Annotated in this window: 14 protein-coding genes; 10 read left to right on the top strand and 4 right to left on the bottom strand. The window is 41.8% G+C overall.

The genetic code is table 11. From position 1 onward, the window contains the following. Positions 1-41: 41 nt before the first annotated feature. Both V7K85_RS16685 and V7K85_RS16680 read left to right on the top strand, forming a co-directional pair. Positions 42-1,505 (top strand): right-handed parallel beta-helix repeat-containing protein, encoded by a 1,464-nt coding sequence (locus V7K85_RS16685; RefSeq protein WP_334814735.1) that lies wholly within the window; start codon positions 42-44, stop codon positions 1,503-1,505. Positions 1,506-1,827: 322 nt separating this feature from the next. After that, on the top strand, positions 1,828-3,069 hold the full coding sequence (locus V7K85_RS16680; protein ID WP_334814734.1) for an S-layer homology domain-containing protein: 1,242 nt from the start codon (positions 1,828-1,830) through the stop codon (positions 3,067-3,069). Positions 3,070-3,111: 42 nt separating this feature from the next. On the opposite strand, the gene V7K85_RS16675 is transcribed toward V7K85_RS16680, so the two are convergent. After that, positions 3,112-4,467, bottom strand: coding sequence for a GAF domain-containing sensor histidine kinase (locus tag V7K85_RS16675; RefSeq protein WP_334814733.1), 1,356 nt, complete (start codon positions 4,465-4,467; stop codon positions 3,112-3,114). A 283-nt stretch (positions 4,468-4,750) separates the two neighbouring features. Here V7K85_RS16675 and V7K85_RS16670 point away from each other — a divergent pair, with 283 nt between their 5' ends. Next, the gene (locus V7K85_RS16670) at positions 4,751-5,068 is read left to right on the top strand and encodes a DUF3155 domain-containing protein (RefSeq protein WP_041566316.1); all 318 of its coding nucleotides are present in this window, start codon (positions 4,751-4,753) and stop codon (positions 5,066-5,068) included. Between the two features lie 449 nt (positions 5,069-5,517). On the opposite strand, the gene V7K85_RS16665 is transcribed toward V7K85_RS16670, so the two are convergent. Both V7K85_RS16665 and V7K85_RS16660 read right to left on the bottom strand, forming a co-directional pair. Beyond that, positions 5,518-6,048: a cofactor assembly of complex C subunit B gene (locus V7K85_RS16665; protein ID WP_334814732.1), complete on the bottom strand. Its 531-nt coding sequence runs from the start codon at positions 6,046-6,048 to the stop codon at positions 5,518-5,520. 52 nt (positions 6,049-6,100) lie between these two features. Further along, the gene (locus V7K85_RS16660; protein WP_334814731.1) at positions 6,101-6,448 is read right to left on the bottom strand and encodes a PadR family transcriptional regulator; all 348 of its coding nucleotides are present in this window, start codon (positions 6,446-6,448) and stop codon (positions 6,101-6,103) included. A gap of 736 nt (positions 6,449-7,184) precedes the next feature. Between V7K85_RS16660 and V7K85_RS16655 the strand changes: the two genes are divergently transcribed. The 5 genes from V7K85_RS16655 (at position 7,185) to rpsN (ending at position 11,694) form a co-directional block, all read left to right on the top strand. Continuing rightward, on the top strand, positions 7,185-7,763 hold the full coding sequence (locus V7K85_RS16655) for a DUF3611 family protein (RefSeq protein ID WP_334814730.1): 579 nt from the start codon (positions 7,185-7,187) through the stop codon (positions 7,761-7,763). A 354-nt stretch (positions 7,764-8,117) separates the two neighbouring features. After that, entirely contained in the window at positions 8,118-9,398 is a 1,281-nt protein-coding gene (gene serS / locus V7K85_RS16650) for a serine--tRNA ligase (RefSeq protein ID WP_334814729.1), read from the top strand. Positions 9,399-9,508: 110 nt separating this feature from the next. Continuing rightward, the gene (gene rseP, locus V7K85_RS16645) at positions 9,509-10,609 is read left to right on the top strand and encodes an RIP metalloprotease RseP (RefSeq protein WP_334814728.1); all 1,101 of its coding nucleotides are present in this window, start codon (positions 9,509-9,511) and stop codon (positions 10,607-10,609) included. A 34-nt stretch (positions 10,610-10,643) separates the two neighbouring features. Continuing rightward, entirely contained in the window at positions 10,644-11,315 is a 672-nt protein-coding gene (gene nth / locus V7K85_RS16640; RefSeq protein WP_334814727.1) for an endonuclease III, read from the top strand. A gap of 76 nt (positions 11,316-11,391) precedes the next feature. Then, positions 11,392-11,694 (top strand): 30S ribosomal protein S14, encoded by a 303-nt coding sequence (rpsN, locus tag V7K85_RS16635; RefSeq protein WP_334814726.1) that lies wholly within the window; start codon positions 11,392-11,394, stop codon positions 11,692-11,694. A 62-nt stretch (positions 11,695-11,756) separates the two neighbouring features. Here rpsN and V7K85_RS16630 read toward each other — a convergent pair whose 3' ends face one another. After that, the gene (locus tag V7K85_RS16630) at positions 11,757-12,086 is read right to left on the bottom strand and encodes a hypothetical protein (protein ID WP_012410384.1); all 330 of its coding nucleotides are present in this window, start codon (positions 12,084-12,086) and stop codon (positions 11,757-11,759) included. 111 nt (positions 12,087-12,197) lie between these two features. Between V7K85_RS16630 and aat the strand changes: the two genes are divergently transcribed. After that, positions 12,198-12,773 (top strand): leucyl/phenylalanyl-tRNA--protein transferase, encoded by a 576-nt coding sequence (aat, locus tag V7K85_RS16625; RefSeq protein WP_334814725.1) that lies wholly within the window; start codon positions 12,198-12,200, stop codon positions 12,771-12,773. 70 nt (positions 12,774-12,843) lie between these two features. Beyond that, positions 12,844-14,013 (top strand): toll/interleukin-1 receptor domain-containing protein, encoded by a 1,170-nt coding sequence (locus V7K85_RS16620; protein WP_334814724.1) that lies wholly within the window; start codon positions 12,844-12,846, stop codon positions 14,011-14,013. Positions 14,014-14,041: the final 28 nt, after the last annotated feature.

The raw sequence follows: 14,041 nt of genomic DNA, 5'->3' as shown, positions 1-14,041 counted from the left end.
AATATTTTTGTTAAGTAGTAGCGAGAAAGGAGCCTTTTCTTGTGGTAATTCCAGGTTTCAGTTTAAGCACATATCTTGCAATTCCCGTGGTATTAAGTCTTTTGGCTGGGGTAGAAAGGATAAAAGTATCTTTAGTTGATAACGTTCATCAGGTATCCACTAACAAAGAAATCATCTTAGCCAACCACGAACTAATCAGCACTCAGGCGACTCCGAAAACATATTATGTTAGTGGTGAGGGAAACGACAAAAATAGCGGAATTTCTACTTCATCCGCCTTTAGGACAATTCAAAGGGCAGCAGACCTGACTAACCCTGGCGATAAAGTATTGATTATGAACGGAGTATACACAAATTTACCCAAAGCTCTGAGTGTAGTAAGTATTAAACGTTCTGGAACTGCAAATGCATGGATTAGGTATAAAGTATATCCTGGGCATTTCCCAAAAATTCAGCATAATACATGGAACGGTATCCTAATTTCAAGTGGAGCTTCATATATCGAGATCAACGGGCTGGAAGTTATAGGAAACAATGCCAATATAACCCTTGATTATGCATTAAGTCAGAAGAGTAACAGATTAAATCCACTTACAAGCGGAAACTGCATAAACATTGACGGACAAGTCAATGGTCATGTTCATCATATCCGTATTCTGAACAACAAAGTGCATGACTGTGGAGGAGTAGGTATCGGAGCAGGGCAGGCTGATTATGTGAAAGTGGATAATAATACTGTGTTCAATAATGCCTGGTATGGTGTTTATGGTTGCAGTGGCATTTCGATCGGGAGCAATTGGAATTCTGACACCAACCGGGGATACAAGATGTTTGTAACCAATAACAAGGTATATAACAATCGCATGTACATCCCTTGGATTGCGGTGGGACAGATCACAGATGGTAATGGCATTATTATCGATACTACCAGGAATAATGAGAATAACTCAAAATTGGATGCATATATAGGACGGACTTTAATTCAAAACAATCTGACATTTAATAATGGTGGTTCAGGTATTCATACATTTTTAAGTGATCATGTTGATATTGTCAATAACACGGCTGTTTTAAATAATCAGAGTCCAGAAATTACAAGTGGACAAATATTTGCCCGTGCATCATCGGATGTCAGAATTTTAAGGAACATTCTCTATGCTTTTCCTGGCAAGGATATTAACAATGGCAATAATAAAAATAAAAATGTTATTTATGATTATAATATCTACATCAATAGTTCAAAAGTAAGTGTTAAGGGAACTAACGATATTGTTGCAGACTCAGAGTTTTTAAATAAGCATTCCACTCTAGAAAAAATATCTGGCGATTGGAAATCGCAGTTAGATAAACAAAATCCGCCAACGCGGACTTATGTAGAGCCTAAGTCGGCAGGTTTTGTTTGTGGGCAAGTGACTTATCGTTTGCAAGATAAACTCATCAAAGTGGGATGCTCCCTGCTATCTTTGACTCAAACTACTTTTTCTGATGTTTCATCTTACCCCTGATCGGCGATCGCCACTTGAACTATAGTGGGCGATCGCTTTCCTTTTTAACTATAAAAAATCTATTTTTCAGCAACTATTTTAACTCTATATTGTCTTAATCAGTATCGATATTTATTGGAATACTTATTTAATTGCGTTAAGAAGTAGTAGGAGAATTATACTACTTCTATTGCCTACTTAATTTGATAGAGATTTGGGAATTATGACTGCATGACTAAAGTAATGGTTCTTACAAAAAGAAGAAACAATTGGGAACCTAATACTTCAGTAAATGTCTAATTAGTTAACAGTAAAAAAACTAATTGTGCTGGAGTAAAAAATAATGTTTACATTAAATCATTGGCAATCTAGAACAGCTGCACTCATGGCTTTGAGCGTCACAGTCGGTACTGTAGCGCCTTTCATTACAGCTTCACCATCTTTAGCTCAAACTACTTTTTCTGATGTTTCATCTAACTATTGGGCAGCACAATTTATTCAACAATTATCTGGGCGAGGTGTAATTGCCGGATTTCCTGATGGTAGCTTCCGCCCTGAAGAACCGGTGACACGTGCTCAATTTGCCGCTATGGTCAACAAAGCTTTCCAAAATGCACAGCAACGGCAGGCAATCAATTTTACTGATGTGCCAAGCAACTATTGGGCATCCAGTGCAATTGAGCAAGCTTATACAATTGGTTTCTTATCAGGTTATCCTGGAAATCGCTTTGAGCCTAACCAAGCTATTCCCCGCCAGCAGGTTTTGGTTTCCCTGGCTAACGGTCTGGAATATAGTCCTGGCGGCAATACCGAAAGCACTCTGCAATATTTCAACGATGCCTCTAGTATCGCTAGCTATGCCCGTAGCCCGATCGCAGCAGCAACCCAAAAGCAAATTGTAGTGAACTATCCTAATGTAAAGTTCCTGAATCCAACCACAACTGCTACACGGGCCGAGGTAGCAGCTTTTATCTACCAAGCATTGGTTAGTTCTAATCAAGCTTCAGCAATTAACTCCCCCTATGTAGTAGCTGTCGGGTCTACTACCCCAACGCCTGTATCAGTCACAATTCCCCAAGGGACTGCTATTGCTGTGAAGTATGACAAGGCAGAAAAAATTCTGGTTACAAAGGATGAAACAGCACCTTTGACATTGACAGTATCCCAAAACGTAGTTACGCAAAACGGATCTGTAGTGATTCCTGCTGGTAGTCAGGTTATTGGTCAACTCAAACCTGCTACAGGCGGTTCTCAATTCGTTGCCGAGAAACTAGTTTTGGCCAGTGGTCAGGAGTATCAGCTGAACGCTACTTCTGAAGTGATTACCAAAACTGAAACCGTCAAGAAGGGTATTAGTACTGGTTCAATTATCAAAAATACTGTATTGGGCGCAGGTGCAGCAACTGCGATATCTGCTGTCACTGGCGATCGCGCCATTGCCACAGAAGAAGTCTTGGGTGGCGCTGGTATCGGTGCGTTGGTTGGTCTGTTCTTCGGTAAGAAGAGTGTTGACTTAATCGCCATTGACCCAAATACCGATTTACAAATGACGATCAATCAAAACTTGTTAGTTTCATTTAGATAGTTATTGGTCATTGGTTATTAACGAAGGACGAATGACTAATGACTAATTCTCAACTTCCGGTAACCAAATAATAAATGTAGTTCCCGGCGTGTCGGGTGAAGTTAGCTTAGAGTTGATTGCAGGGCTGAAAACCTCGATTTCGCCCTGCATTTGCTCTATTAATTGTTTAGCGATCGCTAACCCCAAACCTGTACCGGGTATTTCTGTTTGCGCTTGTACACCCCGATAATGCCGTTCTCCAAGATGCTCTAAATCCTGGGGTGGAATGCCAGGCCCGTTGTCACTGATCACAATTCCCTGAAAATTAGCTTTTTCTTGCCCCGCCTGAATTAAAATTTTGCCACCAGTGGGAGTGTATTTCAATGCATTATCGATGATGTTAGTTAACACCTCTCGTAATGCTTTGACGTTAGCACGTACTAAGGGTGAATTCTGTTGAATTTCAGTTATTAGTTTTAGCTTTCGCTCTTGGGCGATTGCTTTGGCTGATATTAATAATGGTTCTAATATATCTGCTAGTGAACAGTCAACTGCTTTATCTCCCGTTCCCGGCAATAATAACGGTGGTTTAGCAGATTTTTGGATAGTTGCTTCTACAAATACTTCATTTTCTGCCAGATGTAGTGGTGCTAAATCTGCCTCTGTCATATCAATTACTTGATCAAATTGTTGCAGCAATTCTTGGAGGCGATCGCTTTCCCGCACGATACTAGTTGCCACATCCCGGTTGGCATCTCCTGCTCGCAACCTTTTCAATAGCAGTTTGCCAAAAGTCCGCAATGCCGTTAATGGGTTGCGAAACTGATGCAATAGGTTATCCAGCAAATCCCGCTGTTTTTCTTGGAGAATTTGTTGCTCATGCAACTGCTGCTCAAACCATGCTCGCCGCTGATCTAAAATACAAGCGATCGCCAGTGTTTGGGCTATCAGTTGAATCTGACTTTGCTCGTGTTCATTCCATGCGCGGTCTTCCCTACCTGTCACCAGTAACCCCATCATCACACCCTCATAAACCAGAGGTAAAACAATTTGGTTCCCACTAAGTAGGTATTCCTCTTTTAGATGGGGTTGAGACGCATCTGGTATCTCAGACTCCCGTGACGAGGTTGGAGATTCTGACCCTGCTATCAATAACCTTCTCTGATGATTGGGTAATACAAACACATTTCCAACTTGAAGTTGCTTGTGTACTGTCGCTTCAGCAGTCTCCTCCCCTGGCGGTAATAATGCTGTTTCCGGGTAAATTACCACAGGAATCAGTTTGGCCTCACCTGAAGGAGTCTCTACCAATTCTTGTGTTAGGTACACAATACTTAAAGTTGCTCCCAGCCCTTGGGTTAGCAGCGCTATTTGCTCTCGACACAGAGCCAGAAAATCGGAACTGGCAGACATTAACATTTTTTAGCTCTTGCTCAAGATTACAGATTTTAAGGCATGATTAAGAGAGGATACTGAGTTTTTACCTCACTCATTTAATAAAGCTTAACTAAAATCTTCTTAGTCATGGTTTGTACCAAGGGATTATATTTTTAGCTGCTTTTGTTTATTTATCTCCAAAGATATTAATTTTCTTGCATTTAAAGGTTAAAAGCTATTGATATTTTGAACTAGAACTTATATAATGACGACGGATTTTGTAGCTATGACTACAATCTATAGCTTGAAAGAGGAGGACAATAGGTTGGCAAGGAGACGCAAAAGGAAAAGTCGTCGTCGTCAGGAAGGACGGCGGATTCTGGAACATGTGCCTCAATATAGCATCGAAAGTGGCGAAGAAAAACCTGTGACAGCAGCGAGAAGATTCATTCAAGCTGAAGGTATTTTGCCACCTGCGTTGCTACTCGTAAAGCGAAACGAACACACCACAGACCGTTATTTCTGGGCAGAAAAGGGGCTGTTTGGTGCTCAATACGTAGAGGAAAACCATTTCTTGTTTCCCAGCTTGAGGGTGTTAGAACCTTCGCCAGGTCAAGAACCTCTTGCTTTAGCTAGTCGGTGAACCAGAAATGGTCATCTTACTCATTAAATGTGGCTCCTGACTATTAAACTGGCAAAATTGCTAAGTTTATGCAAAATTTAATTTTTTTTTAGTTTGGAGCTGATTTGCTTTTTAAGGCTAGTCCAGGTAGTTGGAAAGTAAACTTGTCTCAAACCACGCTAGGTTGCATGGGTTGATACTATTTTGATGATGCAGAAGAGAGTAGGTATAGAGCCAAGCGCGTCCAAAAGCGCTAGTGAAGTTGCGCTCTTATGCCGTAGATGCTTAATCAAGCTCTGTCAACAAATTTAAGTTAATGAATTTAAATTTTTTCCCCACGACTTATATCGTGGGGAAAACTGACAAAGCAGCAGTCTTGATTTCCTCCTGACTACTTTCCATTACCTAAAGAGTAGGTCAGGTCAGAAGTCTGCATATCATAGTTAAAAGATGGTCACAAAAACCAACAATTATTCCACAGGCTTGAGCTGTAGAGTCCTCTGTAACTCACTGAGTTCATCTCGATGGGCGACTACAGTGATCTTACTTGAGGAGGTTTGTTCGCTCTGAGTTGTTTCTACTTTGAGCGACACCTTCTCAAGTCTTCCAGATTTTTTCCAATAAAATAGACCACTTAAAGGAGACAGCAGTACCATAGCCAGAACAAGGGTACTGAGGCTAGGAGAAAGCAGGGATACGACTAGTGATAGACAAAGAATACCAGTAGCTGCTAGTAGAGTTAGAAATATAGCTAAGAACCAGCTAGGTCTAACAAAACCTTCAAAAGTCACCTGGTTTTGTTCTCGGTCTACCGCTGCCACTCGGTAAGACCGCGAGCAAAAATATTCTTTTAATTGAGACATTAAAGCAGCTTCGTCTTGCTCAGATACCAGTTTTGCTGTTTCTGTGCGGTCTTTAGTCGAGGCACGAATAAAGAAAAACAGCCCAACCGATAACAACAAGGTTAGCAGAAACGTAGATGGCAGAATAGCAGTATCCATAACTAATTGTTAGTGTTTGACTCCAAGAGACTTATTCATTATCAATTATTCGTTACTTTGTCCTCCCGTTGATGTAGTGTTGCCAATGAAAAGCTAAATCCTGCGCTTGAACTTGCCATTCTGGAGAAACTTGGTACATCCGCCTGGGGCGTCCCCGTCCTTCGAGTTTCTTCCAATATCCAGTGATTGCCCTTTGGTCTTCCAGAAATTTGATTGCACTATAAAGTACGGTATCCGAAAGCCTATAGGTGGGATATTCAGTTTCTAATCGCTCAATCAATTCGGTTCCGTAGGATTCACCTTGTAACAAAACAGTCAGTATGTAACAAACTGCTAGTTCCTGACAAAGGTAAGTTGGCGGAGGATTCTCAAAGAATTGATATATATCCTCAAGTTTCATGGTTAGTGAATGGCTAAAAAAATGCCTTAGGTTAAGGTCTACAATCCTTGTATTCAGTATACATTGCTACTACTAAGTGAGTAATATATATAAAGCTACTTAGACTAGATTTCCAAAGCGTAAACACCAAATAATTACCCACGCCTGTAAAGTTGTGGGACGAGTTTGCGAGTTTTAGGGGCACAAAATAGTGTACCCCTACCCAAGCTCGATACGGTGTGGTGAGGAGCGAACAGACAGTGGCGAAGTCACTATCTTGGTGTTAAGTGATGCCGAGCTAGTTAGAACTGCTTAAGCAATAAAATGCCATCGAAGAAATTTTACAGGTAAAATGCAATTTTGTCTGTAAAACTTAAGAAACACTTTGTTTTACAGTGATTTTCCCAATGCAGATTCTAAGAGCTTAACAAGAAGGCATATGTCTGGGTTAAAGTTGCTACGCCTGTGGACACACCTAAGCAGTAACTATTTCTGATTTCCTGGACTTGAGAATCTCTTATCCCATTTGGCAAGTGTGATAGTAAATTTATCAAAGAAGACGCAAATATTAAGAAAGGGAGAGACGCAAAGTGCGATACTTCTCAACAAGGCTTTCCCTGTCCCCCGTACCCCTACTATTAAGCAAGCTACGCGTAGGGTCTCCCTTTGGAGAAGTTCTGTTCGGCGGAAGTTGCCGCTCAGACTTCTCTTTGTGTCTTTGTGTCCTTTGAAAGCCCCCAGCACATTGGTGATCAGTATGTCACAAACTCCCGATGCCCCATCATCTTCTTCAACTCTTAGGGCAATTGCCCAAACTTTTCGGCTTACAGGTTGGATTAGCTTCTGGATTCAGCTAGTACTAGGCGTTGTTTCTAGCATAATTGTGCTGCTGTTCGCCTTCTTTAATCAAAGAACTGGCAGTCCTAGTAATAATCCTGGGACTGGCTTTGGCGTATTTTTAGCAGTTTGTGGACTGGTTGTTTTGGGTGGGGGGATTTATTTAGCTTACCGTTACACTAGAATTGGCAAGCAATTAGAATCCTCCAATCCCAGCAACCGTCCTCGGAAAAGCGAGACTGTGCAAGTATTACGCTTAGGACTATGGGTGAATTTAGGAGGAACGCTGGTGACTCTTTTGGGGGCACAAGCCATCGTTGGGACGCTGGTAGGAAGATCCATATCTCCCCAAGCTATAACTACCCAATTTTTTGACCCCACCCGGATTATTAGCGGTCTAGATATGCTTGTGGTACAGGCAAACACTAACACTGTTTCAGCGCACTTTGCTGGGGTTGTTGCCTCACTTTGGTTGCTCAATCGCATCAACAGACCTTAATGTCAGCGCAGAGTCAGGGAGAGTAAATAATTTCCCCTTATCTTTTTTTATTTAGCAAATTAATCGCATAGTCCGATCCTACTTTTCCATAACAAAAATGGTAACTCTCAGAGTCTGGCTCAGGTTACTGAAACGACAGTGACTCAAGATACCAGATCATGATTTGTTAAACGCATTATCTGCTTTCGTAGCCCTGGCAGTGATGCTAGGGTAGAATTTTGATCATACGTTAAGACTGATTTTTCTAAAAAACTTTGTTTTTCCAGTCACAGCAAACCAAAATTACTATATGCTGGATGCTTATGTGTTAACTGTATTTACAGGAAGATTCTAAGCTAGAAACTAAGAAAATCTGTGCTGGATATTAAGCAAATACGGGAAAATCCGCAATTAGTTCAAGAACGATTAAATAGTCGTAGTGGTAAATACGACATTGAACCGATATTACAGTTAGATCGGCAACAACGGGAACTAGAGGGGACGCGCAGTCAACTCCAAGCTCGTAGCAACGAAATCGGTAAAATTGTCGGGCAAAAGATTAAATCTGGGATCAATCCTCAAGACCCAGAAATTCAAGTTTTGCGGGATGAAGGTAACTCTGTTAAAGCTACGTTGAGCCAACTGGAACCCCAGGAAAAAGACCTCAAATCTGAAATTGCCCAACTTGTGTTGGCACTTCCCAACTTACCAAGCGACTCTACACCTCTTGGAAAAAATGAGGAAGATAACGTAGAAGTGCGCCGCTGGGGTGATGAGTACATTCCCCAAAACCCGAATATTCTCCCTCACTGGGAAATAGGCGAAAAGCTAGGTATTCTGAATGTTGAGCGAGCTGTAAAAGTAGCCCAAAGTCGCTTTGTGACATTGATAGGCGCTGGTGCGGCATTGGAAAGGGCATTAATTCAATTTATGCTGACTCTCCATACTCAAGCTGGGTATGTGGAAGTCAGTCCGCCGCTGTTAGTGAATACCGAGTCTTTGACGGCGACCGGTCAGTTACCCAAGTTTGCTGAAGAAAGCTTTAAATGCGCTGATGACGACTTGTGGCTGATTCCCACGGCAGAGGTTCCAGTTACAAATCTCTATCGGGGTGAAATTATCGCTGCTGAAGACTTGCCTATCTACCACTGTGCTTTTACTCCCTGTTTTCGCCGCGAAGCTGGTAGTTATGGGCGCGATATGCGGGGATTAATTCGCCTGCATCAATTTAACAAGGTGGAAATGGTGAAATTTGTCGAACCCACTACGTCTTTTGATGAACTGGAGAAATTGGTGGGAAATGCAGAAGCAATTTTACAGGCGTTGCAGTTGCCTTACCGAGTCGTAAATTTAAGTACTGGAGATTTGGGATTTGCCTCTACCAAAACTTATGATTTAGAAGTTTGGTTGCCCTCTTCTGGCAAATACCGCGAAATTTCTAGCTGTTCCAATACTATAGATTTTCAGGCGCGACGGGCTGATATTCGCTTCAAAGAGGCGGGGAAGAAAGGTACCCAGTTTGTACATACTCTGAATGGTTCGGGTTTGGCGGTGGGACGGACTATGGCAGCAATTTTGGAGAATTATCAACAACCTGATGGGAGGGTGAGGATACCAGAAGCCCTGCAACCTTATTTGGGACGTGAAGTTTTGTAATTAGTCATTAGTCCTTTGTCTTTTACTAATGACTAATGCCCAATGCCCAATACTCAATGCCCAATTAGAATGGAGATAACTATAGCTTAATATCTTCACTAATTTACTCTATGTCAGTTTTAGCAGCGATCGCAGTCTTGGCTGTTCTGATCTTGGTACACGAGTTGGGACATTTTGTTGCAGCACGTTCTCAAGGCATTCTGGTTAACCGTTTTTCTTTGGGTTTTGGCCCAGTTCTTTTTAAGTACCAAGGTTCACAAACCGAATATGCTGTCCGTGCCTTTCCCTTGGGCGGCTTTGTGGGCTTTCCCGATGATGACCCCGATAGCGATATTCCACCCAATGACCCGAATCTGCTGCGTAATCGTCCAGTTTTAGACCGGGCGATCGTCATCAGTGCCGGAGTGATCGCAAATTTAATATTTGCCTATTTGGTGTTGGCTCTGCAATTAGGTATTGTCGGCATTCCCAAGGAATTAAACTTTCAAGCTGGTGTCCTTGTACAGCCTGTTAATCAAGAATCTGTTGCCTACCAAGCAGGAATTCGGGAAGGAGATATTATTTTGGCTGTGAATGGTCAGGAACTCCCTGCTTCTGAAAAGTCAACGGCTTTGCTGACAAAAGAAATTCAAACTCATCCTAATCAGCAAATCGAACTGAAAATTCAGCGTGAAAACCAACAACAATCCCTGAAATTAACACCAAAACTGGGAGCCGATGGCAAAGGTGTAGTTGGTGTGGCACTTAGTCCAAATGCTACAGCAGTTTATCGTCGTCCTAATAGTCCTTTTGAAATTTTCGATATTGCTGCTAACAGGTTTCAACAATTATTTGTTGGGACACTCAGCGGTTTTGGGCAGTTGATTACCAATTTTCAACAAACTGCTGGACAAGTTTCTGGTCCAGTTAATATTGTCAAAATAGGTGCAAAATTAGCTGCTGATAATAGTGCAAATCTGTTGTCTTTTGCCGCAATTATCAGCATTAATTTGGCTGTGATCAACATTTTGCCTTTACCAGCTTTGGATGGCGGACAACTCGCTTTTCTGCTGATTGAAGGTTTGCGTGGTAAGCCTGTGCCTGCCCGTATTCAAGAAGGTGTCATGCAAACCGGTTTGGTATTACTCTTAGGGTTAGGAATTTTTCTGATAGTTAAAGAAACCACCCAATTAACTAGCGAATTGCAATGGGTGCAAAGATTGTTCCAGTGAGCGTTAACTGAAAATAGGGAGTGGGGAGTAGGGAGTGAGGAGTAGGAAAGAGAAACTTTCACCTTTAAGGCAACGATCGCTAGAAATTTCAGCTCGTCTGAAGCGTCTTTATCCAGATGCAACTTGCTCTTTGAACTACTCAACGCCAGTACAACTGTTGGTGGCAACTATTCTTTCTGCTCAGTGTACTGATGAGCGCGTGAATAAGGTAACACCAGCTTTATTTAGTCGGTTCCCTGATGCTGCTAGTTTAGCGATCGCTGACTTGGTAGAATTAGAAAGCTTGGTGCGTTCAAGTGGGTTTTATCACAATAAAGCCAAGAACATTCAAGCCGCCTGTCGGATGATTGTCACTGAGTTTAACTCTGTTGTCCCCAACCAAATGGAACAGTTGTTAAAGCTTCCAGGTGTGGCGCGGAAGACAGCAAATGTAGTTCTGGCTCATGCTTATGGCATTCATGTTGGGGTGACAGTAGATACTCACGTCAAGCGCCTGTGCGAACGTTTGGGTTTAACTCAAGCAAAAGACCCGGTTCGGATTGAGCAAGATTTAATGGGTTTATTGCCGCAGCCTGATTGGGAAAATTGGTCAATTCGGCTGATTTATCACGGTCGTGCTATTTGTAAAGCCCGCTCTCCCGTCTGCGTTGCTTGTGAGCTTGCCGATTTGTGCCCTGCTGCGAATAAGCCAATGGTTATAGGGTAAGTGACACGAGTAACTCCAGAATTGATGGAGAGACTGTAGAATGGAGAATGGTGTCTTTAAATAAATTAAAAAATGTATGGCAAAAAAGAGCTTGATTGAGCGCGAGAAAAAGCGCACCAAGTTGGTAGAAAAGTATGCTGACAAGCGGGAAGCTCTTCTGGATGAGTTCAGAAGTGCAGAATCTCCTCTGGATAAGCTGGAAATCCACCGGAAGATTCAACAGCTACCCCGGAATAGTGCGCCCACCCGCCACCGCAACCGTTGCTGGCTGACTGGTCGTTCTAGAGGTGTTTACCGCGATTTTGGGTTGTCTCGGAACGTGCTGCGAGAATGGGCGCATGAAGGTCTTTTGCCTGGAGTTGTTAAGTCTAGTTGGTAGTCATTGGTCATTAGTCATTAGTCATTTGCAAAGGACAAAGGACAAATGACTAATGACAAAAATTATTGACCACAACATTTATCAATTCCCAGACTCTCTAAGAGTAGATCGCTGACGGCGTTGGCGATCGCAAACTCTCCATAGAAGCTATTGGAAAAATCATACGACTGCATCTCTGTGACAATGGCAATTACCAGAGAACCAAGGTCGTTTTCTCCTTCCATCCGTTGACGCACAAAAATCTGTGCGGCTCGTTGGGCAATATTTTGGTTGACTGCTTCGGGGATAAATTCTGTATCTAGCCACCGTTGTAAGCGCTCTCGTAACCATTCACCTTCGAGTAGGGGGTTTTCAGGCGGTGGTAGGGTGATGGGTGGAATTGGTTGAGTCATCTTTTTTATCTTAAACGCAGAGGGACGCGGAGGGAAACGCAGAGGAACGCAAAGAATGATTGTTAGCATCAAATTGCGTTTCTAAGAGTGTTTTTTTATATTTATTTATTTATGCAATATGATCTCGCCGCTATTGTTGAAGGCTATGCACAAGGCTATTTTCTCATGGCTGATGAGCGCGATCGCCTGAGTTGGTACGGAAGTCGCGATCGGACTTTTATTCCTTTGGATGAGCGATTTCGTTACCCCAAGTCTTTACAGCGCGTTCTAAATCAAGAACGGTTTACTGTGGATATTAATCGGGACTTCCAAGCTGTGGTAGCTGGGTGTGCTGACAGAGAGACAACTTGGATTTCACCGGAATTGCAAAAGATTTATTGGCTACTTTACCAGAATGGTTATGCTTATAGTTTTGAAACTTGGCAGGGTGACGAATTAGCTGGGGGAATTTTAGGGATTATCATTGGTGGCGCTTTCATTGGCGAGTCGATGTTTTACCGCATTCCCGAAGGTTCAAAGGTAGCGATGGTGAAGTTGGTGGAAAGATTGCGTCAGAGGGAATTTGTGTTTTTTGATGCCCAAATGATGAATCCCCATTTGGAGAGGTTTGGTGCTTATCGGGTTGGGGATAAAGAATATCAAGTTTTACTCAAGCAAGCGTTGCAATGTCGTTGTAACTTAATATAAAAAGTAGATACAAAACTTTTAACTTGATATAACTGAATCAAAAGTAATACACCTTTTAGCAGATATGCGAGTGGAATCTAAAGAAGTTTTTCTTTCCTATGCTTGGGGCGGTGATAGTGAGGAATTTGTCAATCGATTGGATCAAGCATTTCAGGGAAAGGGCATTACTATTGTCCGTGATAAACGTGACTTAGGTTATAAAGGGCTGATCAAAGAATTTATGAAACGTATTGGTTGCGGTAAATGTGTAATTGCAGTAATCAGCGATAAATATTTGAAGTCACGCAACTGTATGCTTGAACTCGTAGAAGTCTCAAAAAACGGTCAATTTTACGATCGCATTTTCCCAATTATCTTCCCAGATGCCAAGATTTATGATCCTGTTGATCGAGCAGACTATATCATTCATTGGGATAGTGAAATTAACAAACTAGATTCCAAACTCAAAATGTTGGTTTCAAATGCTAATTTGGCTAGCTTTCAACAGGCAGTAACTCAATATACAGAGTTCAGAGCAACATTTGATATCATCATTTATATGCTTCAAAATATGAATACATTAACTCCAGATATTCATAGTGACTCAAATTTTGAGGCATTATTTGAGGCAGTTGAGCACAAGTTATCAGATTCAGATCTAACTTCCAATGCGGTTTGTTCAAACTCAAGCGGCTTAACTGCTAAGACGTTAAGTACAAGTGGCAGAATTACAGACCAACAATTTGTTGGCAATCAGGCTACTATTGTCGATCAGCTTGCCTTTTTCGTTCAGCAGATTGGCTTTCAAAGCCCAAGGCAAGATTATACTAGATCCCAATTTGAGGCTTATTGCAATACTTGGAAAAGCCTACAAAGATTGCGATTAATAGGAGATGACCTATGGGCCAGAGTGAGTGAGGATACCCTTATTAAGTTTGCTGAACAACTAAAACCAACTAAACAAGTAGCGCATGAAAATGAAATTTTCTTTGAAGAGTTAGATCGTACACAGTTGTTTTCAATCTTAGAGGAATTTGAAAATTTTAGATTAGGAAAGCGGTGTTTGATCGAAATCCGTTCTAGAGACGATTTTGAGGAGTTTTTGCGTGAAGGTTCTATTCATTTAGAGAAAATTACTAAGCAAATTGAGCGAAACCAAAAGTATAAATGGGAGTATGAGCAAATCCTTGACAAAATACGAGTATCCTTTCGAGAAAAACTATCAGGTAAACCTAGCGATGCCGTCCTAGATGCAGGCTGATAAAGCTCTGATGAGCGTTTTGATTATG

Origin of the sequence: Nostoc sp., assembly GCF_036917615.1 — a bacterium.
Lineage (GTDB): Bacteria > Cyanobacteriota > Cyanobacteriia > Cyanobacteriales > Nostocaceae > Nostoc.
This window is presented reverse-complemented; position numbering and strand designations above follow the sequence as displayed.

What these genes read in the sequence shown, in the direction of transcription:
- V7K85_RS16680 (WP_334814734.1), top strand. Translation starts at nt 1,828, where the DNA reads ATGTTTACATTAAATCATTGGCAATCTAGAACAGCTGCACTCATGGCT.
- V7K85_RS16675 (WP_334814733.1), bottom strand. Translation starts at nt 4,467, where the DNA reads ATGTTAATGTCTGCCAGTTCCGATTTTCTGGCTCTGTGTCGAGAGCAA.
- V7K85_RS16665 (WP_334814732.1), bottom strand. Translation starts at nt 6,048, where the DNA reads ATGGATACTGCTATTCTGCCATCTACGTTTCTGCTAACCTTGTTGTTA.
- V7K85_RS16660 (WP_334814731.1), bottom strand. Translation starts at nt 6,448, where the DNA reads ATGAAACTTGAGGATATATATCAATTCTTTGAGAATCCTCCGCCAACT.
- V7K85_RS16655 (WP_334814730.1), top strand. Translation starts at nt 7,185, where the DNA reads ATGTCACAAACTCCCGATGCCCCATCATCTTCTTCAACTCTTAGGGCA.
- rseP (WP_334814728.1), top strand. Translation starts at nt 9,509, where the DNA reads ATGTCAGTTTTAGCAGCGATCGCAGTCTTGGCTGTTCTGATCTTGGTA.
- rpsN (WP_334814726.1), top strand. Translation starts at nt 11,392, where the DNA reads ATGGCAAAAAAGAGCTTGATTGAGCGCGAGAAAAAGCGCACCAAGTTG.
- V7K85_RS16630 (WP_012410384.1), bottom strand. Translation starts at nt 12,086, where the DNA reads ATGACTCAACCAATTCCACCCATCACCCTACCACCGCCTGAAAACCCC.
- aat (WP_334814725.1), top strand. Translation starts at nt 12,198, where the DNA reads ATGCAATATGATCTCGCCGCTATTGTTGAAGGCTATGCACAAGGCTAT.